At 71.1% G+C, this 21,079-nt stretch carries 23 protein-coding genes; 14 read left to right on the top strand and 9 right to left on the bottom strand.

Translation table 11 applies throughout. The features are described 5' to 3' along the window. Window positions 1-18 precede the first annotated feature (18 nt). The 5 genes from nuoN to LL648_RS37215 all read left to right on the top strand — a co-directional run bounded on the left by nuoN (window position 19) and on the right by LL648_RS37215 (window position 4,939). Window positions 19-1,575: an NADH-quinone oxidoreductase subunit NuoN gene (nuoN, locus tag LL648_RS37235; protein WP_374112162.1), complete on the top strand. Its 1,557-nt coding sequence runs from the start codon at window positions 19-21 to the stop codon at window positions 1,573-1,575. A gap of 5 nt (window positions 1,576-1,580) precedes the next feature. Then, a complete protein-coding gene (locus LL648_RS37230) occupies window positions 1,581-2,576 on the top strand; it encodes a polyprenyl synthetase family protein (protein ID WP_232667579.1) in 996 nt (331 codons plus the stop codon). Window positions 2,577-2,776: 200 nt separating this feature from the next. Then, complete coding sequence (locus tag LL648_RS37225; protein WP_232667578.1) at window positions 2,777-3,514, top strand: OmpA family protein; 738 nt, start codon at window positions 2,777-2,779, stop codon at window positions 3,512-3,514. An 8-nt stretch (window positions 3,515-3,522) separates the two neighbouring features. Next, window positions 3,523-3,966 (top strand): hypothetical protein, encoded by a 444-nt coding sequence (locus LL648_RS37220; protein WP_232667577.1) that lies wholly within the window; start codon window positions 3,523-3,525, stop codon window positions 3,964-3,966. Between the two features lie 223 nt (window positions 3,967-4,189). Beyond that, complete coding sequence (locus tag LL648_RS37215; RefSeq protein WP_232667575.1) at window positions 4,190-4,939, top strand: DUF7873 family protein; 750 nt, start codon at window positions 4,190-4,192, stop codon at window positions 4,937-4,939. Between the two features lie 463 nt (window positions 4,940-5,402). Here LL648_RS37215 and LL648_RS37210 read toward each other — a convergent pair whose 3' ends face one another. From LL648_RS37210 to LL648_RS37200, 3 genes are all read right to left on the bottom strand, one after another. Next, window positions 5,403-6,476 carry a 2-oxoacid:ferredoxin oxidoreductase subunit beta gene (locus tag LL648_RS37210; protein ID WP_232667573.1) on the bottom strand — a complete coding sequence of 358 codons (1,074 nt, stop codon included), beginning with the start codon at window positions 6,474-6,476 and terminating at the stop codon, window positions 5,403-5,405. After that, window positions 6,473-8,377, bottom strand: a complete 1,905-nt coding sequence (locus tag LL648_RS37205; RefSeq protein WP_232667572.1) for a 2-oxoacid:acceptor oxidoreductase subunit alpha — start codon at window positions 8,375-8,377, stop codon at window positions 6,473-6,475. Before LL648_RS37205 ends, LL648_RS37210 begins: the two co-directional genes overlap by 4 nt. A gap of 130 nt (window positions 8,378-8,507) precedes the next feature. Continuing rightward, window positions 8,508-9,260 (bottom strand): enoyl-CoA hydratase, encoded by a 753-nt coding sequence (locus tag LL648_RS37200; RefSeq protein WP_232667571.1) that lies wholly within the window; start codon window positions 9,258-9,260, stop codon window positions 8,508-8,510. Between the two features lie 166 nt (window positions 9,261-9,426). Here LL648_RS37200 and LL648_RS37195 point away from each other — a divergent pair, with 166 nt between their 5' ends. Both LL648_RS37195 and LL648_RS37190 read left to right on the top strand, forming a co-directional pair. Beyond that, entirely contained in the window at window positions 9,427-10,239 is an 813-nt protein-coding gene (locus LL648_RS37195) for an SDR family oxidoreductase (protein WP_232667570.1), read from the top strand. A gap of 44 nt (window positions 10,240-10,283) precedes the next feature. Continuing rightward, window positions 10,284-10,835, top strand: coding sequence for a PaaI family thioesterase (locus tag LL648_RS37190; RefSeq protein ID WP_232667569.1), 552 nt, complete (start codon window positions 10,284-10,286; stop codon window positions 10,833-10,835). Window positions 10,836-10,907: 72 nt separating this feature from the next. Here the strand turns inward: LL648_RS37190 and LL648_RS37185 are convergent, their stop codons facing one another. Continuing rightward, on the bottom strand, window positions 10,908-11,507 hold the full coding sequence (locus LL648_RS37185) for a TetR/AcrR family transcriptional regulator (RefSeq protein WP_232667568.1): 600 nt from the start codon (window positions 11,505-11,507) through the stop codon (window positions 10,908-10,910). A gap of 78 nt (window positions 11,508-11,585) precedes the next feature. Between LL648_RS37185 and LL648_RS37180 the strand changes: the two genes are divergently transcribed. The 3 genes from LL648_RS37180 (at window position 11,586) to htpX (ending at window position 14,854) form a co-directional block, all read left to right on the top strand. Beyond that, entirely contained in the window at window positions 11,586-12,896 is a 1,311-nt protein-coding gene (locus tag LL648_RS37180) for a D-arabinono-1,4-lactone oxidase (RefSeq protein WP_232667566.1), read from the top strand. Further along, window positions 12,893-13,918, top strand: a complete 1,026-nt coding sequence (locus LL648_RS37175) for an alanine racemase (RefSeq protein ID WP_232667565.1) — start codon at window positions 12,893-12,895, stop codon at window positions 13,916-13,918. Before LL648_RS37180 ends, LL648_RS37175 begins: the two co-directional genes overlap by 4 nt. A gap of 75 nt (window positions 13,919-13,993) precedes the next feature. Beyond that, window positions 13,994-14,854 (top strand): zinc metalloprotease HtpX, encoded by an 861-nt coding sequence (gene htpX / locus LL648_RS37170; protein ID WP_232667564.1) that lies wholly within the window; start codon window positions 13,994-13,996, stop codon window positions 14,852-14,854. Between the two features lie 77 nt (window positions 14,855-14,931). On the opposite strand, the gene LL648_RS37165 is transcribed toward htpX, so the two are convergent. Together LL648_RS37165 and LL648_RS37160 are read right to left on the bottom strand one after the other, a co-directional pair. Next, the gene (locus LL648_RS37165; protein ID WP_232667563.1) at window positions 14,932-15,696 is read right to left on the bottom strand and encodes an SRPBCC family protein; all 765 of its coding nucleotides are present in this window, start codon (window positions 15,694-15,696) and stop codon (window positions 14,932-14,934) included. Beyond that, window positions 15,693-16,286: an ArsR/SmtB family transcription factor gene (locus LL648_RS37160; RefSeq protein ID WP_232667562.1), complete on the bottom strand. Its 594-nt coding sequence runs from the start codon at window positions 16,284-16,286 to the stop codon at window positions 15,693-15,695. Before LL648_RS37160 ends, LL648_RS37165 begins: the two co-directional genes overlap by 4 nt. A 76-nt stretch (window positions 16,287-16,362) precedes the next feature. Here LL648_RS37160 and LL648_RS37155 point away from each other — a divergent pair, with 76 nt between their 5' ends. Genes LL648_RS37155 through LL648_RS37145 form a run of 3 tightly spaced genes read left to right on the top strand, consistent with a single transcriptional unit; the run spans window position 16,363 to window position 18,735 of the window. Beyond that, on the top strand, window positions 16,363-17,205 hold the full coding sequence (locus LL648_RS37155) for a helix-turn-helix domain-containing protein (protein WP_232667561.1): 843 nt from the start codon (window positions 16,363-16,365) through the stop codon (window positions 17,203-17,205). Window positions 17,206-17,225: 20 nt separating this feature from the next. Next, window positions 17,226-17,942 (top strand): alpha/beta fold hydrolase, encoded by a 717-nt coding sequence (locus tag LL648_RS37150; protein ID WP_232667559.1) that lies wholly within the window; start codon window positions 17,226-17,228, stop codon window positions 17,940-17,942. 10 nt (window positions 17,943-17,952) lie between these two features. Continuing rightward, window positions 17,953-18,735, top strand: a complete 783-nt coding sequence (locus LL648_RS37145; RefSeq protein ID WP_232667557.1) for an ArsR/SmtB family transcription factor — start codon at window positions 17,953-17,955, stop codon at window positions 18,733-18,735. Here the strand turns inward: LL648_RS37145 and LL648_RS37140 are convergent. From LL648_RS37140 to LL648_RS37130, 3 genes are read right to left on the bottom strand one after another with little or no spacing between them, the layout of a single operon-like run. Continuing rightward, complete coding sequence (locus LL648_RS37140) at window positions 18,719-19,069, bottom strand: DoxX family protein (protein WP_232667556.1); 351 nt, start codon at window positions 19,067-19,069, stop codon at window positions 18,719-18,721. The two genes, LL648_RS37145 and LL648_RS37140, sit on opposite strands and share 17 nt — an antisense overlap. A gap of 3 nt (window positions 19,070-19,072) precedes the next feature. After that, window positions 19,073-19,948, bottom strand: a complete 876-nt coding sequence (locus LL648_RS37135; RefSeq protein WP_232667554.1) for a sigma-70 family RNA polymerase sigma factor — start codon at window positions 19,946-19,948, stop codon at window positions 19,073-19,075. A 38-nt stretch (window positions 19,949-19,986) separates the two neighbouring features. Then, on the bottom strand, window positions 19,987-20,373 hold the full coding sequence (locus tag LL648_RS37130; protein ID WP_232667552.1) for a RidA family protein: 387 nt from the start codon (window positions 20,371-20,373) through the stop codon (window positions 19,987-19,989). Window positions 20,374-20,412: 39 nt separating this feature from the next. Here LL648_RS37130 and LL648_RS37125 point away from each other — a divergent pair, with 39 nt between their 5' ends. After that, entirely contained in the window at window positions 20,413-20,907 is a 495-nt protein-coding gene (locus tag LL648_RS37125; RefSeq protein ID WP_232667550.1) for an AAA family ATPase, read from the top strand. Window positions 20,908-21,079 lie beyond the last annotated feature (172 nt).

Raw genomic sequence — 21,079 nt, 5'->3', positions numbered from 1 at the left:
AGGCTCGACCCGCCGCCGATCGACTACGCGGCGATCCTGCCGCTGCTCGTCGTGCTCGGCGGCGCGTGCATCGCGGTGCTCGTCGAGGCGTTCCTCCCGCGGCACCAGCGCTGGCCGGCGCAGGTGGCGCTGTCGATCCTCACGATCGGCGTCGCGGGGCTCTCGCTGGGCCTCTACGCCGGCGGCGAGCCGATCGGCACCACCACCCTCGCCGACGCCCTCGCGATCGACGGCCCCACGCTGTTCCTCTGGGGCACGCTGCTCGCGCTGGGGCTCGGCAGCATCCTGCTGATCGCGGACCGCTCCGTCGAGCCCGGAGGGGCCTTCGTGGCCTCCGCGGCGTCGCGGGCGGCGGTCGGCGGCGGTGTGAACGGGGGGCCGGTCGACGACCCCGAGGACCGCTCGTACGGCATGGTCGGGCAGGCCCCGACGATGCAGACCGAGGTCTTCCCGTTCACGCTGTTCGCACTCGCCGGGATGATGACGTTCTGCGCCGCGAACGACCTGCTGACGATGTTCGTCGCGCTCGAGGTGCTCAGCCTCCCGCTGTACCTGATGTGCGGGCTCGCCCGCCGCAGGCGCCTGCTCTCGCAGGAGGCGGCGGTCAAGTACTTCCTGCTCGGCGCGTTCGCCTCGGCGTTCTTCCTCTACGGGCTCGCGCTGCTCTACGGCTACGCGGGCTCGGTGAAACTCGCCGACATCGCCACCGCGGCGGCCGGCTCGGCGAAGTCCGACTCGCTGCTGCTCGGCGGGCTCGCGCTGCTCGTCGTCGGGCTGCTGTTCAAGGGCTCCGTCGGCCCGTTCCACACCTGGACGCCCGACGTCTACCAGGGCGCGCCGACGCCCGTCACGGCGTTCATGGCGGCCTGCACGAAGGTCGCGGCGTTCGGCGCGATCCTGCGTGTGCTGTACGTCGCGTTCGGCGACACCCGCTGGGAGTGGCGCGGGGTGCTGTGGGCCGTCGCGATCGCGTCGATGGTCATCGGTGCTGTGATCGGTCTCACCCAGACCGATGTGAAGCGGATGGTGGCGTACTCGTCGATCGCGCACGCCGGTTTCCTGCTGCTCGGTGCGATGTCCATCACGGAGCAGGGTGTCTCCGGCACGCTGTTCTACCTGCTCGCGTACGGCTTCACGACGCTCGCGGTGTTCGGCGTGATCAGCCTCGTGCGCGACGCCGACGGCGAGGCGACGCACCTCTCGCAGTGGGCCGGGCTCGCGAAGCGCTCGCCGATCGTGGCCGCGGTGATGACGTTCCTGCTGCTCGCGCTTGCCGGCATCCCGCTGACCAGCGGATTCACCGCGAAGTTCGCCGTCTTCGCGGCAGCTCTCGGCGACGGGATGGGCCCGCTTGTGATCGTCGCGCTGGTGGCGAGCGCGGTCGCGGCGTTCTTCTACCTCCGCGTCATCGTGATGATGTACTTCAGCGAACCGGCCGCCGACGGGCCGAGCGTCACCGTCCCCGGGGCGTTCACGACGGCCGCCATCACGCTCGGAGTGCTGGTCACCCTGCTGCTCGGGATCCTCCCAACACTGGCCTTGGGGTGGGCCGGCAGCAGCGGCTTCGTAGGCTAGGGGGCGTGAACGCGATAACGGGTGTCGAGGTCGTCGATCCCGAGCTGGGTGCGGCGACCGAAGCGGGGCTGCAACGGGTCGAGGAGCTGCTGCACCGAGAGGTGCGCAGCGACTACCAGTTCGTCAGCGAAACCTCGATGCACCTGATCGAGGCCGGGGGCAAGAGATTCCGGCCGCTGTTCACGTTGCTCGGTGCCCACATGGGCCCGAAGTCCGACTCCGAGTCCGTCATCATCGCCGCCGCCGTGGTGGAGCTGATCCACCTGGCGACGCTGTACCACGACGACGTCATGGACTCGGCGACCATGCGGCGCGGCGCCGAGAGCGCCAACCTGCGCTGGGACAACACCGTCGCGATCCTCACCGGCGACTTCCTCTTCGCCCACGCGTCGAGGATGGTCGCCGACCTGGGCCCGGAGGCGGTCCGGATCATCGCGGAGACGTTCGCGGAGCTGGTCACGGGGCAGATGCGCGAGACCAAGGGCCCGCAGCCCGGCGAGGACCCGGTCGAGCACTACCTCACCGTGATCGCGGAGAAGACCGGCTCGCTGATCGCCACCGCCGGCCGCTACGGCGGCATGTTCGGCGGCTGCCCGCCCGAGCACATCGAGTCGCTCCACCGGTTCGGCGCCGTGATCGGCACGGCGTTCCAGATCTCCGACGACATCATCGACATCGCCTCGGCGTCGGACAGCTCCGGCAAGACCCCCGGCACCGACCTGCGCGAGGGCATCCACACGCTGCCCATGCTCTACGCGCTGCAGGAGAAGGGCCCGGCCGCCGACCGGCTGCGGACGCTGCTGGCCCGCCCCATCGTCGACGAGGCCGAGGTGAAGGAGGCGCTGGAGCTGCTCCGCGGCGCAGCCGGCCTCAACCGCGCCCGCGACGTCCTTGCCGCCCAGGCCGCCGCCGCCCGAGCGGAGCTGGGCAAACTCCCCGCCTGCCCCGCCAACGACGCCCTCGCGGCCCTCACCACCTACGTGGTCGACAGGACGGGTTGAGTCGACACTTCCAGCCCGGTGAGTCGCCACTTCCAGCACGGTGAGTCGACACATCTGGCACGGTGAGTTGACGCTTTCGGCACGGTGAGTTGCGCATTGCGAGATCACGAGTAGCGTTTTGTTATCTCGCCGTGATCGGCGCGTGACGCTGATGCATGACGTTTCTCGCGTCGCCTGTGGACGAGCGCAGAGGAGGTCCGGTGGTCGACGCTGGCTCCGGACGCCGGTTCCGCGCGGTCGTGATCTGGGTGCTCGCGTTGCTCGTGGTCCCGGCAGTACTGGCATACCTGGCGCAGGCGTGGCCCGGCCCGCAGCTGGAGAGCACCCTGCGGGCCGACACGGAGGCCGCGCTCAGCGACCGCGGGCTGGGGCCTGTCGTCGTGTCCGTCGACGGGCGGGACGTCCGGCTCGACAACATCCCGATCGGCGCCGGCCGCTCGGCCGCCGAGGTCGCCGCCTCCGTGCCGGGCGTGCGCGCGGTCCGGATCGGGACGGCCGAGGTCGTCCAGGCCTCACCGCCGGGCACCGCGCCCACCGCCGCCGTCCCGACGGCCGCGCCGCTCACCAGCACTGCGCTGGACCCCGCCGCGGCCCAGCTGCTGACGACCGGGATCGCGGAGGCCATCAAGGCCGCGCCGATCACGTTCGCCGCCGACAGCGACGAGCTCACGGAAGCTCCCGCAGCCACCGTCCGTCGGGTGACCGAGCTGTTGGTCGCCCAGCCCACCGCGCGGGTCGCGCTCGACGGCTACGTCGCGGACACGCCAGGATCGCCGGAGACGGCGGTGGACCTCTCGCAGCGCCGCGCGGCCGTCGTCGCCGAGGCGCTCGTCGCGGGCGGCGTCGACCGAGCGCGCATCACCGCGACCGGCCGCGGTGCCGCCAACCAGCTCGACTCGGCAGCGGCGAGCCGTCGCGTCGAGATCAGCGTTTCGTAGGAGGAGACATGGTCTGGCTCATCGGTCAGGTCTGGGTCCTGTGCGTGATCGCGTTCCTGGCCGGCTCCGCGGTCACGTGGCTGATGTTCGTGCGGCCGCTGCGGGCGGCCGAGCCGCCCGTGGGGCACGCCGAGTGGGCACCGCTGCCGGTCTTCAAGTCGCGCGAGGAGACACCGCAGGAGGGCCGGCAGGCCCCGGCACAGCCGCCTTCAACGATGCCGCCCCCGCCGCTGCAGCGCCGGGAGGAGTCGCGACCCGCGGCGCCGCCGGTCGACCCGGCCCTCGCCGCGCTCGACGTCACCGAGACCGGGGAGCTGCCCGTCGTCGACCGGCAGGGCCCGGCCGCATCGGCCAACGACGCGCTCGACCGCCTCGGCGTCGGCGAAGCCACCCCGCCCGAGATCCCGGCGCAGGCCGGCCCCGCCGACGTCCCGCCCGAACGCAAGCGCTAGCCCGCGCGGCGGGCCGACGCACCCGCGGGCGGGGTGTATGCGTTTCGCATGCAAGGGCAGCAAAGCCACTTTCCGGCCCTCACAGGGCAGGAAAGTGGCTTTCCTGCCCTCCTCGAACCCGGCCCCGCCGGTGACCGCCGCCGTAAAACGGGTGGAATCCTCATGCGACGATCGGAGGGACCGGGGCCGGCTGGCACCGGCGTTCAATGGGGGATGAGGGATCGTGAAGTACCTGAACCAGATCGTCGCAATCGAAAAGGACGTCCGTCGCGACACCGAGCGCGCGCTCACCACGGCCTATCACGCCCTGCAGAAGCCCGCGATGCTCGAAGGGATCGAGCGCGTCTACCAGCCGGCCGTCGACGGGGGCGAGCAGCTCCCGCCCGAAGGTGTGCGGGTTCAGGCCACCGTCACCGAGATGATCACGGCGACGCAGGAATTGATGGTCCGGCTCTTCGACATCACCGCGGCTCGTGATTTCACGAATGGTCCCGGTGCCGCCGAGGGCGCGGCTGTTGCCGATGTCCGGGTCGGCGAGCAGGTTCTCGTCGCGTCCGCCCCGGTTCCGTACCTGATCTGGCTCGACAAGCAGCTGGAGCACCTGCAGACGTTCGCATCGAAGCTGCCGACGCTCGACCCGGCGACGGAGTGGACGCTCGACGACCCGCGCGGTGTCTACCGCTCCACGCCGGTGCAGACGGCACGGCAGGTGCAGCAGCCGCGCAGCATGATCATCGTCCCGGCCACCGACAAGCACCCGGCCCAGGCGACGACCTACCAGGAGAACGTCGTCGTCGGCGTGTGGACGACCACCAAGCTGTCCGGGGCCGTCCCGATCGCCCGCCGGGCCGAGATCGTGCAGCGCGTGCAGGCCCTGCGCCGCGCCGTGCACGTCGCGCGCGAGCAGGCGAACCGGGCCGAGGCAGTGCGCCCCGAGGTCGGCAGCGGCATCCTGTCCTACATCTTCGCCTGATGTTTATCGGCTTCTGACGCGGTGCGGGACCGTGCTACGTTCCGTACCGCGTCAGGAGCGCAAGCTGAAGATCAGTCGCAAAGATGAAGTCGAGTCACCGCCCGTTCAGTGCAGGTTCGAATCCTGCCGCCGGCACCTCAGGCCGGCGTGGCCCAATTGGTAGAGGCGCCGGGCACGTCAAGTTGGCAACGCTCCAAGCTGAACGAGACAACTGCATCCTTCGCATCTACCCGCGCGGGCGATCTTAGGTGGGTTCCGGGTTCGACCCCCGGTCAAGGCTCCAACCATGCCTTGATAGCTCAATGGCAGAGCACGCCTTCGTGAAGTTGACCCGAGCGACCAGTGGTGGGGGATCTACGCAGCTCGAAATCGGAGGCAGCACCGATATCTGGAATCGACTCGCTGCCGAGTCAGGCCCCGGTCGCAGGATAAGCGGCCGGGGCCGCTGCGTTTCTGTTCGGCTCTATCCGGCGACGGTCCAGGTGTCGCGCCCGTTGAGCAGCGCCTGCAGGTCGGCCTGCCTGGTCTCCCGCTCGTGGTTCACCTGCGCGCGGACGGCGTCGTCGTACGTCGTGCGGCCGACGTTGCGGAAGATGCCCGTGACGGTGTGCGTCAGGTCCTGGTCGGACAGCCGGGAGAGCGCGAACGCGAGGTTCAGGTCGGCCGAGTCGTGCACGACGATCTCCGACTCGTCGATCTCGTCGGTCTTCGCCACCCGCAGCCCGAAACCTTCGCGGACGACCGCGTAGCTGCCGACGCCGTCGTCGGTGACCGGTCCGAAGCGGATCGGCTCGCCGTGGCGGACCGAGATGACCCGCTTGGCGGCGTCGTCGCCCTTGCGCAGCACGTCGAACGACCCGTCGTTGAAGATCGGGCAGTCCTGGAAGATCTCGACGAGCGCGCTGCCGCGGTGCGCGGCCGCGGCGCCGAGCACCTCGGTGAGGCCCTTGCGGTCGGAGTCGAGCGCCCGGCCGACGAACGACGCCTCGGCGCCGAGCGCGAGCGAGATCGGGTTGAAGGGGTGGTCGACCGAGCCGAACGGCGTCGACTTGGTGATCTTCCCTTCCTCGGACGTCGGCGAGTACTGGCCCTTCGTCAGCCCGTAGATCCGGTTGTTGAACAGCAGGATCTTCAGATTGACGTTGCGGCGCAGCGCGTGGATCAGGTGGTTGCCGCCGATGGAGAGCGCGTCGCCGTCGCCGGTGACGACCCACACCGAAAGGTCCTGCCTGGTCACGGCGAGACCGGTGGCGATCGTCGGGGCGCGCCCGTGGATCGAGTGCATCCCGTAGGTGTTCAGGTAGTACGGGAATCGCGACGAGCACCCGATGCCCGAGACGAACACGGTGTTCTCGCGCTTGATCCCCAGTGTGGGCAGGAACTGGCGCACGGCGGCGAGCACGGCGTAGTCGCCGCAACCCGGACACCAGCGGACCTCCTGGTCGGACGTGAAGTCCTTGGCCGTCTGCTTGTCGTCCGTGGTCGGAACCCCGTCGAGGCCGCCGAGCTGCGGCAGTCCCAGGTCGATCGTGGTCACGTCTGCACCCCGTTGAGGTAGTCCAGGAAGAGGTCCTGCAGTTCTTCGGCCTTGAAGGGCAGGCCGGAGACCTTGGTGTAGCTCTTGGCGTCGACCAGGTACCTGCCCCTGATCAGCAGCGAGAGCTGCCCGAGGTTCATCTCGGGGACGAGCACTGTGCGGTAGCGGGCGAGCACCTCGCCGAGGTTCGCCGGCAGCGGGTTCAGGTTGCGCAGGTGTGCCTGCGCGACGCTGCGGCCCAGCGCCCGCACGCGGCGTGCACCGGCGCCGATCGGGCCGTACGTCGAGCCCCAGCCGAGCACGAGCAGCTCGGCGTCGCCGTCGGGGTCGTCGACCTCGAGGTCGGGCACCGGGATGCCGTCGATCTTGGCGGCCCGGAGGCGGACCATCCGGTCGTGGTTGTCGGGGTCGTACGAGATCGAGCCCCGGCCGTCGGCCTTCTCCAGCCCGCCGATGCGGTGTTCGAGGCCGGCCGTGCCGGGGATCGCCCACGGCCGGGCGAGCGTCTCGCTGTCGCGCAGGTAGGGCCAGAACTCGTCGGAGCCGTCGGGCGCGTTCGGCCCGGTGGCGAACTCGGGGTCGAGCGTGCCGAGCGTGTCGACCGACGGCACCCGCCACGGCTCGGAGCCGTTGGCCAGCGAGCCGTCGGAGAGCACCATCACCGGCGTGCGGTACTTGACGGCCATCTTGACGGCCTCGACCGCGGCGTCGAAGCAGTCGCCGGGGCTGCGCGGCGCGATGATCGGCAGCGGCGCCTCGCCGTTGCGGCCGAACATCGCCTGCAGCAGGTCGGCCTGCTCGGTCTTGGTCGGCAGGCCGGTCGACGGCCCGCCGCGCTGTACGTCGACGACCAGCAGCGGCAGCTCGAGCGCCACCGCGAGGCCGATCGTCTCCGACTTCAGCGAGACCCCCGGCCCCGACGTCGTCGTGACGCCGAGCGCGCCGCCGAACGCCGCGCCCAGTGCGGCGCCGACGCCGGAGATCTCGTCCTCCGCCTGGAACGTCGTGACGTTGAACGCCTTGTGCTTCGACAGCTCGTGCAGGATGTCGGACGCCGGCGTGATCGGGTACGAGCCGAGGAACACCGGCAGGCCCGTGACCTGCCCGGCCGCCACGATCCCGTACGCCAGCGCCGTATTACCGGTGATCTGACGATAAGTGCCGGTCGGCAGCGGGGCCGGCGCGACCTCGTAGGTGACGGCGAACGACTCCGTCGTCTCCCCGTAGGCGTGACCTGCCCGGAAGGCGAGGATATTGGCCTCGGCGATGTCGGGCTTGCGCGCGAACTTCTCGCGCAGGAAGCGCTCGGTGCCCTCGCTCGGGCGGTGGTACATCCAGGAGAGCAGTCCCAGCGCGAACATGTTCTTCGCGCGCTCGGCGTCCTTCTTCGAGAGCCCGGTCTCCTCCAGCGCGCCGCGGGTGAGCGTGGCCATCGCGACGGGGTGGACCTGGAACTGCTCGGTGAGCGAATCGTCCTCGAGCGGGTTCGACTCGTAGCCGACCTTCGTCAGGTTCCGCTTCGTGAACTCGTCGGTGTTGACGATCAGCACGCCGCCGGGCGGGAGGTCCGCGATGTTCGCCTTCAGCGCCGCCGGGTTCATCGCGACCAGCACGTCGGGGCGGTCGCCGGGGGTCAGGATGTCGTAGTTCGCGAAGTGCAGCTGGAACGACGACACACCCGGGAGCGTCCCGGCAGGCGCCCTGATCTCGGCGGGGAAGTTCGGCAGCGTCGAGAGGTCGTTGCCGAAGGCAGCGGTCTCCGACGTGAAGCGGTCGCCGGTGAGCTGCATGCCGTCGCCGGAGTCGCCGGCGAACCGGATGACGACGCGGTCGCGCGTGAGTACCTCACGACCGCCGCCGGACTCTGCAGGGGATGGGTCGACGGCGGTGTCAGAAGTCATTCGAGGTCGGTCCTCGGGTCGACGGGGCGTGCTCAGGGTGCACTTCGAGGTTAACTCTCGGTGCGCCCGGGTGTCGCAGCACCCTGTTGCATGTCACACATCACTGATCGCTCGATTGAAACAGCACGTTTCACGCAGAGCTTCGGATCTTGGCCTGCAGCGCGGCCAGCCGCTCCTGGAACTCGGGCGAGCGCACCGACTCCGCCTGGGCCCGCACCTCGACCTCCACGGCCTCGGCCTGCGTCGACATCCCGGCGGTGAGCCGCAGCGTCGCCTTCGTGGTGCGCACCAGCCCCGGCGGGGCGGCGGCAGCACGCGCCGCGAGCTCGACGGCAGCCGCGACGACGTCTTCCGCGACCCTGTGCACGAGCCCGATCCGTTCGGCCTCGGCGGCGTCGACGGCCTCACCGAACAGCGTGATCGCGGCGGCGCCTTGCGCGCCGAGCACACGTTGCGCCATCCACGTGTACCCACCGCCGGGATGCAGGCCGAGCTGCAGGAACCGCGCGTCGAACTTCGCGCGTGGGCCGGCGAGCCGCAGATCGCAGGCGAGCGCGAGGTTGAGCCCCGCGCCGACCGCCGCACCGTTCACGGCCGCGATCGTCGGCAGCGGTGACTCCGCGACGGCGAGGAAGCCCGCGTAGACCGTCCGCAGGGTCGCCGGATCGGCCGTCGCGAGCTCCGCGAGGTCGCCGCCGGCGCAGAAGGCCGGGTCCTCGCCGGTGACGACGATCGCGCCGACACCGTCGTCGCTCTCCGCGGCGTGCACGGCGTCGACGAGCTTCCGGGAGAGCTCGATGTTCATCGCGTTGCGCCGCTCGGGGTTCGACACCGTGAGGACGGCGACCCGGTCGGTGATCGTCTTGCGGACGTCCGTGGCCATGTCGCGACCCTATGTCGCGCGCGTTGCGGCCGTCACGCGACCAGGACGGATCGAGCGACCCTCCTCAGGTTCTCGGACTGATCAGAACCATTTATTGGAACTGTCACCGAAATCGAGGTTACGGTTTCGGACATCTGGCGCATACAACACAAACGAGGTCGAGCTCATGCCTGAGATCTGGTTCGTCACTGGTTCCTCCCGCGGTTTCGGTCGGCGGTTCGTGGAGTCCGCGTTGGAGCGCGGCGACCGGGTCGCGGCGACCGCGAGGAACATCGACACCCTGGCCGACCTGGTCGAGGAGTACGGCGACGCGATCCTGCCGCTGCCGCTGGACGTGACCGACCGAGCCGCCGTCACCGAGACGGTGAAGCGGGCGGCCGAGCACTTCGGCCGGCTGGACATCGTCGTGAACAACGCGGGATTCGGGCTGTTCGGTGCCATCGAGGAGATCACCGAGCAGGCCGTCCGCGACCAGTTCGAAACCAATGTGTTCGGCGCGTTGTGGGTGACCCAGGCGGTCCTGCCGTACCTGCGTGAGCAGGGCAGCGGGCACATCGTGCAGATCTCCAGCGCGGGTGGCGTCGTGTCCTTCCCGCTGCTCGGCGGCTACCACGCGTCGAAGTACGCGCTCGAGGGCTTCAGCGAGTCGCTCGCGCAGGAGGTGGCCGCGTTCGGCATCAAGGTCACCATCGTCGAGCCCGGCGGGTTCGCCACCGACTGGAGCGGCTCCTCCGCCACGCTCTCCGCTCCCGAACCCGCCTACGACGGCCTCCGCGCGGCGATCGCCGGGTTCGAGATCAAGTGGCTGGACCCGGCGACCATCGGCCCCGCCCTGCTGAAGATCGTCGACTCGGAGCGCCCGCCGCTGCGCGTCATCCTCGGCAGCCAGCCGTACGGGGACATCCGGGAGATCTACGCGGCGCGCCTGCAGACCTGGGCCGACTGGTCGGCCCTCAGCGTCGAAGTGGACGGCGCCTGACCGACCGACTACTACGTCGGGCGGCGACGAGTTACCGTCGAGTAGTGACTCTGGCCGTCCCCACCGAAGCCGTCGTGCCTGCTCCGCACCCCGACTCGCCGCCGCCGGGCACCGATCTGCCGATGCACTACTCCGGCTGCTTCGGCTGCGGGGAGCTGGCGGGCGGGCTGCGCCTGCGGTTCCGCACCGGCGACGGCCTCACGATCCACGGCACGTTCACCGTCGAGCCGCAGCACCAGGGCGCGCCGGGGCTCGCCCACGGCGGGCTCATCGCCACCGCGTTCGACGACGCGCTCGGCACGCTGCAGGTCTTCATCCGCGAGCCGGCCGTCACCGCGAGCCTGCAGACCGAGTACCGCAGGCCGGTGCCGGTCGGCTCGACGCTGCACCTGCGCTGCACGGTCGACGGGCGCGAGGGTCGCAAGCTGTGGGTGAGCGGGGAGGCCCGGCTCGACGCCGAGGACGGCCCGGTCGCCGCGCGCGCGTCGGCGCTGTTCGTCATCGTGGCGCGGGAGCACTTCACCCGGCACGGCCGTGCGCAGGAGGTCGCCGCCGCCCGCGCCGAGCGCCAGGCGCGCCGCGAGGTCAACCCGTAACTTCCCCACCGTTTTGCCAACCTGCACGCCGTTTTGCCCGTGCAGGTTGGCAAAACGGTGGGGAACTTTCGGCTAGTGGGCGGGCTCGGCGAACCGGGCGAGCCCGTCGGCGAACGCGTCCAGCGCCGTGAGGGCGGCGTCGCGGTCGCCGTCGACGAGCCAGGCGAGCGTCACGCCGTCGGTGACGACGACGAGCATGCGCGCGACCTGCTCCACCGGCAACGTCCAGCTGACGTCGCACGCCGCCGCGATCCGTTCCAGCGACTCCTGCGCCACGCGGTGGTACTCGACGTACTGCTGTGCGGCGACGCCGGCCAGCGCCGGTTCGTGCAGCGCGTGCTGGGTGAGCGCCATCAGTACGGACTCGCGGTTGGGGTCCTCCTCGACGGTCTCCCAGTAGCCGCGCAGCGTGGCGCGGACGGACGCCGCCACCGAGCCGCCGATCTCGACCTCCGCGGCGTGCCGGCTGGTCAGCTCGGCCTGCGTCTGCCTGGTCAGCTCGACGAGCAGCTCTTCTTTCGAGTCGAAGCAGTAATGGAACGCCGCGAGCGAGGCGCCGGCCTCCGCGCAGATGCGGCGGGTCGTCGCGGCGGCGAAGCCCTCCTTGCCGATCACCCGGAACGCGGCGTCGACGAGCTGCTTGCGACGCACCTGCGCCGGCACCCGTGCCATGGTCATGACCTCCCGACCGCGCCGCTCTGGGTCAACTGTCCCGGACGCTTGACACAGTGTGCTCCACATCGCACCCTGATGCGAGCCGAACCACCGGAGGCGGGCATGGCGTGGCGGAACTGGGCGGGCAACCAGCGGACCGACCCGCTGCGCACGGTCGTCGCGAACAGCACCGCCGACGTCGTCGATGCGGTGAAGGCCGCTGCCGTCGACGGGCTGCGGGTCAAGGCGATCGGCTCCGGCCACTCGTTCACCGCGATCGGCGTGCCCGACGGGATCGCGCTGCAGGTGCCCTCGGACGAGCGGCTGGTGCGGGTGCACGGTGAGCTGGTCACCGTCCCGGCGGGGATGACCCTGCGCAGGCTCAACACGCTGCTCTGGGAACGCGGCCTGGCCCTGCCCAACCTCGGCGACATCGACGCGCAGACCGTCGCCGGCGCGATCTCGACCGGCACCCACGGCACCGGAGCGACCTTCCGCGGCATCGCCGCGCAGGTCCGCGGGCTGGAGATGGTGCTGGCCGACGGGTCGGTCGTGATGTGCTCCCCGGCGGAGAACGCGGAGCTGTTCAGCGCAGCGCGGGTCGGCCTCGGGGCGCTTGGGGTCGTCGTCGGTGTCACGCTGCAGACCGTTCCGGCGTTCAGGCTGCACGCCGTCGAGCGGGCGGTGCCCCTCGACGGCGTGCTGGCCGACCTCGACGAGCACGTCGCCTCGAACGAGCACTTCGAGTTCTACTGGTTCCCGCACACCGCCGTCGCGGCGACCAAGAGCAACAACCGCACCGAGGCCGCCGGCCCCGAACGCGGCCGCGTCGCGGAGTGGGTCGGCGACGAGCTGGTGGGCAACGGCGCCTTCGAGGTGGTCTGCCGGGTCGGGAAGCTCGCGCCCCGCCTGGTGCCGCGGCTCAACGGGCTGGTCGCGGGGCAGTTCGCCGCGTCGGAGTACGTCCACCGCTCGTACGAGGTGTTCACCAGCCCGCGCCGCGTCCGGTTCGTCGAGATGGAGTATGCGGTGCCCCGCGAGGCGATCCGGGAGGCGTTCGACGGCATGCGCGCCGCGGCCGAACGGCACGCCCGCGCCGTCACGTTCCCCGTCGAGGTGCGGTTCGCGGCGGCCGACGACATCCCGCTCTCCACGGCGAGCGGCCGCGACAGCGCCTACATCGCCGTGCACGTCTACCGCGGGCAGCCACACGAGGCGTACTTCGGCGCCGTCGAGTCGGCGCTGGCGGGGTTGGGCGGACGCCCGCATTGGGGCAAGTTGCATACCCGGACCTCCGCGGACCTCCGCGCGAGCTACCCGGAGTTCGACGCTTTCGTCTCGCTGCGCGACCGCGTCGACCCCGAACGCCGCTTCACCAACGCCTACCTGGAACGAGTACTCGGTTGAACATCAACGAGCTGACCACGCCGGCGCTCGTCGTCGACGTCGACGCGTTCGAAGCGAACCTGGCGGACATGGCCGCCGCGCTGCCCGGCGACCGGCTGCGCCCGCACGTCAAGGCGCACAAGACCACCGAGCTGGCCAAGCGGCAGCTCGCGGCCGGCCACCGCGGCTTCACCTGCGCCACGATCCGCGAGGTCGAAGGCATGGTCGCGGCCGGGCTCGGCGAGGACCTCCTGCTGGCCAACGAGGTCGCCGACGCCAGGCGCATCGGGCCGCTGCTCGATGCCGGCGCGCGGGTGACGCTCGCGATCGACTCCGACGCAACGCTCGCCGCGGCCGTCGCGGGTGGGGTGCGCGAGGTCGTCGTCGACGTCAACGTCGGCCTGCCGCGCTGCGGGATCGCCCCCGACCGGGCCGGTGCGCTGGCCGATGCGGCCCGGGCTGCCGGGCTCGTGGTCCGCGGCGTCATGGGCTACGAGGGCCACCTGATGATGCTGGAGGACGTCGCCGAGCGCGCGAAGCTCACCGAGGAGTGCATGGCGAAGCTGCTCGCAGCGCACGCCGACGTCGGCGGCGAGCTGGTGACGGGCGGTGGCACCGGCACGTACGCGGTGAACACGTGGGTCACCGAGATCCAGGCCGGCTCGTACGCGCTGATGGACACTGCGTATACAAAGGCGGGGCTGCCGTTCCGGCAGTCGCTGACCGTGCTGGCCACTGTCATCTCGGTGACGGCACCGTCCGGCGAGATGCCCGGGTGGGCCGTCGCCGACCTGGGGCTCAAGGCGCTGGGCATGGACCACGGCAACCCGACGGTGCTCGGCGGGCAGGTCTGGTTCTGCTCTGACGAGCACACCGTCTTCGCGCCCGACGCGCCAGTGGCGGTCGGCGACCGGGTGCACGTCGTGCCGGCGCACATCGACCCGACCGTCGCGCTTCACGAGCGCATGCACCTCGTCAGCGGATCGGCGGCCGTCGAGGGCGAGGTGATCGAGACCTGGCCGGTGGACCTGCGCGGTTGGTGACCCAGGTGTGGGCACAACCGGAACACCACTCGTCCGTGGCTCGTTGAGCAGCGGGGACGTGGAAGGACGGTTGCAGTGCACAGGCAGGTGAACGGGCTCAAGACAGCGGTGCTGCTCGGTGTGATGAGCGCGCTGGTGTTGCTCGTCGGGTCGTTCTTCGGCCGCGGAGGTCTGGTCATCGCGCTGGTGCTCGCGCTGGCGCTGAACGGCTACGCGTACTTCCGCTCCGACAAGCTCGCGCTGCGGGCGATGCACGCCCGGCCCGTCACACAGGCCGAGCACCCGGGCATGTACCGGATCGTGCGCGAGCTGTCCGCCGCTGCCCGGCAGCCGATGCCGCAGCTCTACATCAGCCCCACCGACGCGCCCAACGCGTTCGCGACCGGTCGCAGTCCGCGCCACGCCGCCGTCTGCGCGACGACGGGCCTGCTCTCCCTGCTCGACGAGCGGGAGCTGCGTGCCGTGCTCGGGCACGAGCTGTCGCACGTCTACAACCGCGACATCCTGATCTCCTCGGTGGCCGGTGCGCTCGCGTCGATGGTGAGCTTCATGGCCAACATGGCGATGTTCGCCGGCCTCTTCGGCGGTGGCGACGACGACCGGCCCAACCCGCTCGCGATGATCCTGATCGCGCTGCTCGGACCGGTCGCCGCCGCCGTCGTCCAGATGTCGGTCAGCCGCTCGCGCGAGTACCAGGCCGACGCGAGCGGCGCCCAGCTCACGGGCGACCCGCTCGCGCTGGCGTCGGCGCTGCGCAAGCTGCAGCGCGGTACCCAGCTGGCGCCGTTGCCGCCGGAGCCGCAGCTCGTCGCGCAGTCGCACCTGATGATCGCGAGCCCGTTCCGGGCGGGGGAGCAGCTCAGCCGGCTGTTCTCCACCCACCCTCCGCTCGAGGAGCGCATCCGCCGTCTCGAGGCCATGCACCTCGGCCACTGACCGCAACTTCCCCACCGTTTTGGGTGGATGCGCGCCGAAAACGCGCGCAAGTGCCCAAAACGGTGGGGAACTTCGTGTCACTCAGCGGGTGGCGGGAACTGCGCGGCCAGCCACTTCTGCCACTCGGTCGTGAGTGCGTCGACGTCCACCGGGTCGCCGTAGAAGTAGTGGTAGGCGCTCACCCCGCAGCCGTGCTCGCCCTCCGCGCCGATGCGGTGCAGGCCGGTGGCCGAGCGCACGCCGAGGAACTCGTCGTTCGCGACGTCGACGACTCCGGTGATGGGCGCCGGCCCGTCGGGCGCGAGCGTGACGTCGTCGCCGACGGCCGGTCGTCCGGAGAGGCCCAGTGCGCGATGCATCTGCGGCCACACGTCGGTTGCGCTCCCGGGCGTGTAACCCATCGCGACGACGGTGCGCACCGGCATACCGGCGAAATGCTCGAGGTATACCCGCAGGTTGCCGAAGAACAGCGCCCATCCGGCGTCGAAGCTGTTGTACTCGTCCTCCCAGCCGGTCTCCAGGAACCCGCTCTGGACGAACCGCAGCACGGTCCCACCGCCGTCGCGGCCCTCGACGAGGAACTCGAAGGCGTAGTTCGCGGCGCCGTCCGGGGGCGGCTCGGCGGCGCCGTATGCGAACCGGCGGCCGGGTTCGAACGCGGTGATCCGCCCCGTCTCGTCGAACCCGCCGCCGAACCGCTGCACGATCGCGCCGCCGGCGCGCTGCTCGGTCTCGCTCGGCACGAACCACGCAGAGATCCCGGGGCCGGTTGCGATCGCCTCCCAGACCGCCTCGGGGTCGGCGGCCAGCTCGATCGTCTTCTCCAGCTTGCGGTCGGTCATGGCTTCTCCGTCGGAGGTGTCGTGGGGTGGACGGCGACGACGACGCGGTGCGGCCGCCCGCCGGGTGCGGTCTCGTCGTGGTACTTGCCGACCAGCGCCGTCACGGCGTCGGCGAGCTCCTCCGCGAACGCGGCGCGGTCGGCCGCCGTGGCGAAGCGGATCTCGCCGTCGATGGCGAACGTCGCCACCCGCTTGCCGGCCCGGCGCGCGCCGGCGAGCAGCTCGCCGACCTCGCGGACGGTGCGTGCGGCGACGGCGACGAGCCAGCGCGCCGAGAGCCGGTCGGGGGCCTGGCCCGGGTCGGGCGCGATCGCGCCGAGCGTGGCCGGCGAGATCACGTAGCTCGCTGCGGTCGCCTGCATGACCCGCTCGGTCATGTTGCCTTTGCGTCGCTCCTCGACGAGCTCGACGAGGCCGTGCTCCTCGAGGGTCCGGAGGTGGTAGTTGACCTTCTGCCGGGCCAGCCCGACCTTCGCGGCGAGCGTCGAGGCCGAGCCCGGCTCGACCAGCTCCGCGAGCAGCCGGGCCCGGATCGGGTCGAGCGAGACTCCGGCCGCGGCCGGGTCGGCGATGACGGTGAGCTCCTGCACGGGACGACTGTCGCACCGACAATAAAAGTTGTCAATGATGCGGAATGTTGTCGGTGTGAGCGGGCATCCTGTTGCCATGAACGGCCCCGAGATCGCCACCACCAGCGAGTACGGCGTCCTCGGCGTGCGTTCCGGCTTCGCCGAGCAGTCCCACCACCTGCTCGAGCGGTTCCCGCCGGCGGCCGATCTCGCCTCGCTCGTCGAGCGCCACTGGGTGGTGTCGTGGGAGCTCCCGCCCGGCCGGGAGGCGTCGATCACGCTGCTGCCGCACCCGTGCGTCAACCTCGTACTCGACGCCGGGCGGCTCGCGATCTCCGGCGTCGGCGAGGAGCGCTTCACCTACGTCTACCGAGGTGCCGGCAGGGTGTTCGGGGTGAAGTTCCGTCCGGGTGGCTTCCTGCCGTTCCTCGGCCGCCCGGTCGGCGACATCACCCGGCGGGTGCTGCCCGCCGAGCAGCTGTGGGGGCCGTCGGCGGCCGCGCTCGCGAGGGCGATGGACGCCGACGAGCGCACGGATCGGCGGATCGCGCTCGTCGAGGAGTTCCTGCGCGCCAGGTGGCCGCCCGACGATCCGCAGGTCCGGTTCGTCGGCGAGATCGTCGCCGCGCTGCTGCACGACCGCACGATCAGCAGGGTCGAGGACGTCACCCAGCGCTTCGCGATCACGCCGCGCACGTTGCAGCGGCTGTTCGCGCGGTACGTCGGCGTGAGCCCGAAGTGGGTGCTGCGCCGCTACCGGCTCCACGAGGCGGCCGCTGTGCTCGCCGACGACCACCGCCGCCAGTGGGCGGACGTCGCGACCGAGCTGGGCTACTTCGACCAGTCGCACTTCATTCGCGATTTCACGCGTGCCATCGGCATGACCCCCGTCGCCTACGCCGAGGCCTGCCGGCAGAACCTGGCCCCCGTCAGCGCCTGAGATTCGGGATGCTGTCGGCCATGCGGGTGCTGCGTGGTGGTGCGGGTGGGCCGACGGTGTTGATGCTGCACGGGCTCGGGGCGACGGCGGACGTCTGGGCGGGGGTGGCCGCGCACCTGCCGGGTGCCTGGACGGCGCCGGACCTGCCAGGACACGGCGCGACGGCACCGCTGCCCGCGTACACGTTCGCCGCGGTCGCCGACGCCGTCGCCGATCTCGTCGATCCCGCCGGGACGGTGGTGCTCGGGCACTCGTTCGGTGGCGTCGTCGGGCTGCACCTCGCCGCGCGGCCCGGTGTCATTGCGGTGATCGGGCTCGGCATCAAGGTCGTTTGGAGCGCCGAGGAGCTGGCCAGGGCGGCGGCGATGGCGCAGCGTCCGCCGATGCGGTTCGCGACGCGGGAGGAAGCCGTCGAGCGGCACCTCAAGGTGGCCGGGCTGACCGGGCTGGTCGCCCCCGCGACCGTCGAAGCAGGCGTGGTCCGTGATGGCGACGGCTGGTGCACCGCGCTCGACCCCACGGCTTTCGGCGTCGGGGAGCCCGGGGTGTCCGCGCTGGTCACGGCCTCGCCGGTGCCCGTCGTGCTGGCCCGTGGGGAGCGCGACCCGATGGTCGCCGCCGAGCAGCTCCGCGCGATCGTCCCCGATCCCGTCGAGCTGCCGGGGCTGGGGCACAACGCGCACGTCGAGGATCCCGCCGCGGTGGCGTTGTTGACATGCAGGCAAATACCTGCATAAAGTGGCCGACGTGCCCGCAGAGATGGAGAAGGTCTTCAAGGCCCTGGCCGATTCGAGCCGGCGCCACCTGCTCGACCTGCTCCACGAGAACAACGGGCAGACATTGGGCGAGCTGTGCGAGCACCTCGACATGGCCCGCCAGTCCGCGACGCAGCACCTCGCCGTGCTCGAAGCGGCGAACCTGATCAGCACGGTCAAGCGCGGGCGGGAGAAGCTGCACTACCTCAACCCCGTCCCGCTCCAGGAGATCCAGGAGCGCTGGATCGACAAGTTCGAGCGTCCGCGGCTGCGCACGCTGAGCGCGGTCCGCCGACACGCGGAGGGACAGCAGATGAGCAAGCCCGAGTTCGTATACGTCACGTATATCGAGAGCACACCGGAGAAGGTCTGGGAGGCGATCACCGATCCCGCCCTCTCCGGGCAGTGGTGGGGGCACGGCAACGTCTCCGACTGGGAGGTCGGGTCGTCGTGGGAGCACCGGCGCACCGACGGCTCCGGCGTCGCCGACATCATCGGCACCGTGCTGGAGAGCGACCCGCCGCGGCGGCTCGTGCTCGACGGCGCCGGCCCCGGTGAGACCCGGCCCAACGGCCCGGGTGTCATGACGTTCGACATCGAGCCGCACGGCAGCATCACCCGGCTCACCGTCACCGACGGCAACTACCGCGACGAGGAGGAGCGGGCGGGCTCCGCGGCGACGTGGCCGGGTGTGCTGGCCAACCTGAAGTCGTTCCTGGAGACCGGATCCGTCCTCTCCGAGGTGCCGTGGCTGGAGCCTAGTTCGCGATCGTGAGGACGAGGGTGGCCACGGCCGCGGCGAGGAACGTGCCGGGGAAGGCGAGGTTGTACAGGACCTTCTCCCGCACGTGGACGGCGACGGCGCTGACGTAGAAGACCACCAGCCCGATCGCTGCGGCCTCCCCGACCAGCGGGATCCCGAGCAGGCCCAGCACCAACCCGGCCGCGGCGGCCAGCTTGAGCGCGGCCAACCCCGGCAGCATCGAGGGCGGGAGGCCCAGCTGCCCGGCGTTCGCCAGCACGAACCCGGCCCTCGACAGGTCGGCGGCGGCGATCCCGACGTTCATCGCGACGGTCACCAGCGTGACCACGACTGCGGCGCCGTCCACCGCTCAGTCCTCGATGTTCAGGAGGGCGAGCCGGCGCGGATCCGCGACGACGTCGTACCGCTCGATCCGGTCGGCCACCACGTGGAACGTGATGGCCAGCCGCACGTGCCCGCCCGACCGCAGCGCGAGGCCCGGCTCACCGTCGATCACGACGAGCCGGGCCAGCCGTGCCGCCGCGGCAAAGTTCCGCGTCTGCTCGGCGACCGTGCGGGCGCCGCGCACCTGCAGCGCGGCGCCGGCCGGGACGGCTTGCGGATCCGCGGTGCGCGTCACGTCGGGGGCCAGTACACCCAGCAGCGCATCGACGTCGCCGCGCTGCGCGGCGTGCAGGAAGGCGCCGACCACCTCGCGCGTCGCGCCGGGATCGGCCGTAGCCGGCGCGGTCGCGCCGCGGACGCGGCCGCGCGCCCGGCTGGCCAGCTTCTTGGCCGAGCCGGGCGTCGTGTCGAGCACGTGCGCGATCTCGTCGAACGGCGCACCGAAGACATCGTGCATGATCAGCGCGACCCGTTGCGGTGGTGTGAGCCGCTCCATGACGACCACGAATGCGCTGGTCAGCTCGCTCGCGAGCAGCGCGGTCTCGGCCGGCCCGCTCCCGTCGTCGGGCTCATCGGGCAGCTCGGCGGGCTGCTCGTGCGCCCGGCGCAGCACGTCGAGGCACAGCCGGGTGACGACGGTGGTCAGCCAGGCGGCGACGTTCTCGATGGTGTCGAGATCGGCGCGGGCATACCGGATCCATGCCTCTTGCACGATGTCCTCCGCGTCGGCGGTCGAGCCGAGTATGCGGAACGCGATGGCGAGCAGTTGGCGGCGTTCGCGCTGGAAGGTCATGTCGGTCTCCATCGTGTCCCCGAGCTGGTGCGTCGTGTTGTCGTCCATCCGACGCAGGTGGGAGGCAAAAGGTGACCCATCGGGCGTCAGCGCGGGTCGGCCGCGATCACCCGGACCTCGACCAGCGCGCCCGGCGTGATCAGCTCGGCGACACCGATGGCCGACCACGCCGGGTAGGGGTGCCGGATGTGGCGGCTCTTGGCGGCCATGAACGCGTCGAGGTGCTCCCTGAGGCCGACGTGGTAGCTCGTCATCTCGATGATGTCGGTGAGCTGCGCGCCCGCCGCGCGGAGGTAGAGCTCGAGGTGGCGGAACACCTGCTCGAACTGTTCGGCTGGGTCGGACACCACCTGACCGTCCGCGCGCGTGCCGGTGACCCCGGACAGGTGCAGCAGGCCGCCGTGCCGGACGGCGTGCGAGAACGTCCACCGGTCTTCGAAGCCCCGCAGCTCCGGGACGATGATGTGCTCCATCGACGGTGGGTAGCACATTTGCGACAGCGAGGACGAGCGATGAGCCTGTTGGTCACGATCTCCGGGCTGCCGGCGACGGGGAAGTCGACGGTGGGTCGCGCCGTCGCCAACGAGATGTCCGCGCCCTACGTGCGGATCGACACCATCGAGAACGCGATCGCCCGCGCCGGTGCCGAGGTGGGTCCGCTCGGCTACTGCGCGGGGTACGCGCTGGCCGGGGACCTGCTGCGGCAGGGGTTCACCGTCTTCGCGGAGTCGGTCAACGCGCTCGCCGTCACCCGCGAGAGCTGGCACGACGTCGCCGATCGCGGCGGGGCGAAGTGCGTCGACGTCGAGTTCGTCTGCTCCGACCCCGTCGAGCACGAACGGCGGGCCCGCACGCGCACCGTCGACATCCCCGACCACACCCTGCCGACCTGGGCGGACATCCAGCAGCGCACCTACGAGCCGTGGGCGACCGACCGCGTCGTGATCGACACGGCGGGGCGGTCGGTCGAGGAGTGCGCGGCCCAGCTGCGCGTGGCGCTGGCCTGACCCGCGCCCTCGCGGCTCTGTCGTGAGGACGGGAAAGCCACTTTCCTGCCCCACAGGGCCTGAACGTGGCTGTCAGGTGAATCGCCGCAGCCACTGCGGTGGACCGGCGCCCGAGGTTCCTGGCGTTGGCCGATCGAGAGTGCCGTTCGCGCCGTCGCCCAAGGGTTGGGGA

Origin of the sequence: Pseudonocardia sp. TRM90224 (genome assembly GCF_021245725.1) — a bacterium.
Taxonomy (GTDB): domain Bacteria; phylum Actinomycetota; class Actinomycetes; order Mycobacteriales; family Pseudonocardiaceae; genus Pseudonocardia.
Note: the sequence above shows the minus strand (reverse complement) of the source record. Positions and strands in the feature narration are given on the sequence as shown.

Bases quoted from the DNA above. Each gene is read 5' to 3' on its own strand.
- LL648_RS37150 (WP_232667559.1), top strand. From the start codon at position 17,226: ATGCGGGTGCTGCGTGGTGGTGCGGGTGGGCCGACGGTGTTGATGCTG.
- LL648_RS37155 (WP_232667561.1), top strand. From the start codon at position 16,363: ATGAACGGCCCCGAGATCGCCACCACCAGCGAGTACGGCGTCCTCGGC.
- LL648_RS37220 (WP_232667577.1), top strand. From the start codon at position 3,523: ATGGTCTGGCTCATCGGTCAGGTCTGGGTCCTGTGCGTGATCGCGTTC.
- LL648_RS37130 (WP_232667552.1), bottom strand. From the start codon at position 20,373: ATGGAGCACATCATCGTCCCGGAGCTGCGGGGCTTCGAAGACCGGTGG.
- LL648_RS37185 (WP_232667568.1), bottom strand. From the start codon at position 11,507: ATGGCACGGGTGCCGGCGCAGGTGCGTCGCAAGCAGCTCGTCGACGCC.
- LL648_RS37180 (WP_232667566.1), top strand. From the start codon at position 11,586: ATGCGAGCCGAACCACCGGAGGCGGGCATGGCGTGGCGGAACTGGGCG.
- LL648_RS37125 (WP_232667550.1), top strand. From the start codon at position 20,413: ATGAGCCTGTTGGTCACGATCTCCGGGCTGCCGGCGACGGGGAAGTCG.
- LL648_RS37200 (WP_232667571.1), bottom strand. From the start codon at position 9,260: ATGGCCACGGACGTCCGCAAGACGATCACCGACCGGGTCGCCGTCCTC.
- LL648_RS37165 (WP_232667563.1), bottom strand. From the start codon at position 15,696: ATGACCGACCGCAAGCTGGAGAAGACGATCGAGCTGGCCGCCGACCCC.
- LL648_RS37135 (WP_232667554.1), bottom strand. From the start codon at position 19,948: ATGGACGACAACACGACGCACCAGCTCGGGGACACGATGGAGACCGAC.
- LL648_RS37195 (WP_232667570.1), top strand. From the start codon at position 9,427: ATGCCTGAGATCTGGTTCGTCACTGGTTCCTCCCGCGGTTTCGGTCGG.
- LL648_RS37205 (WP_232667572.1), bottom strand. From the start codon at position 8,377: ATGACTTCTGACACCGCCGTCGACCCATCCCCTGCAGAGTCCGGCGGC.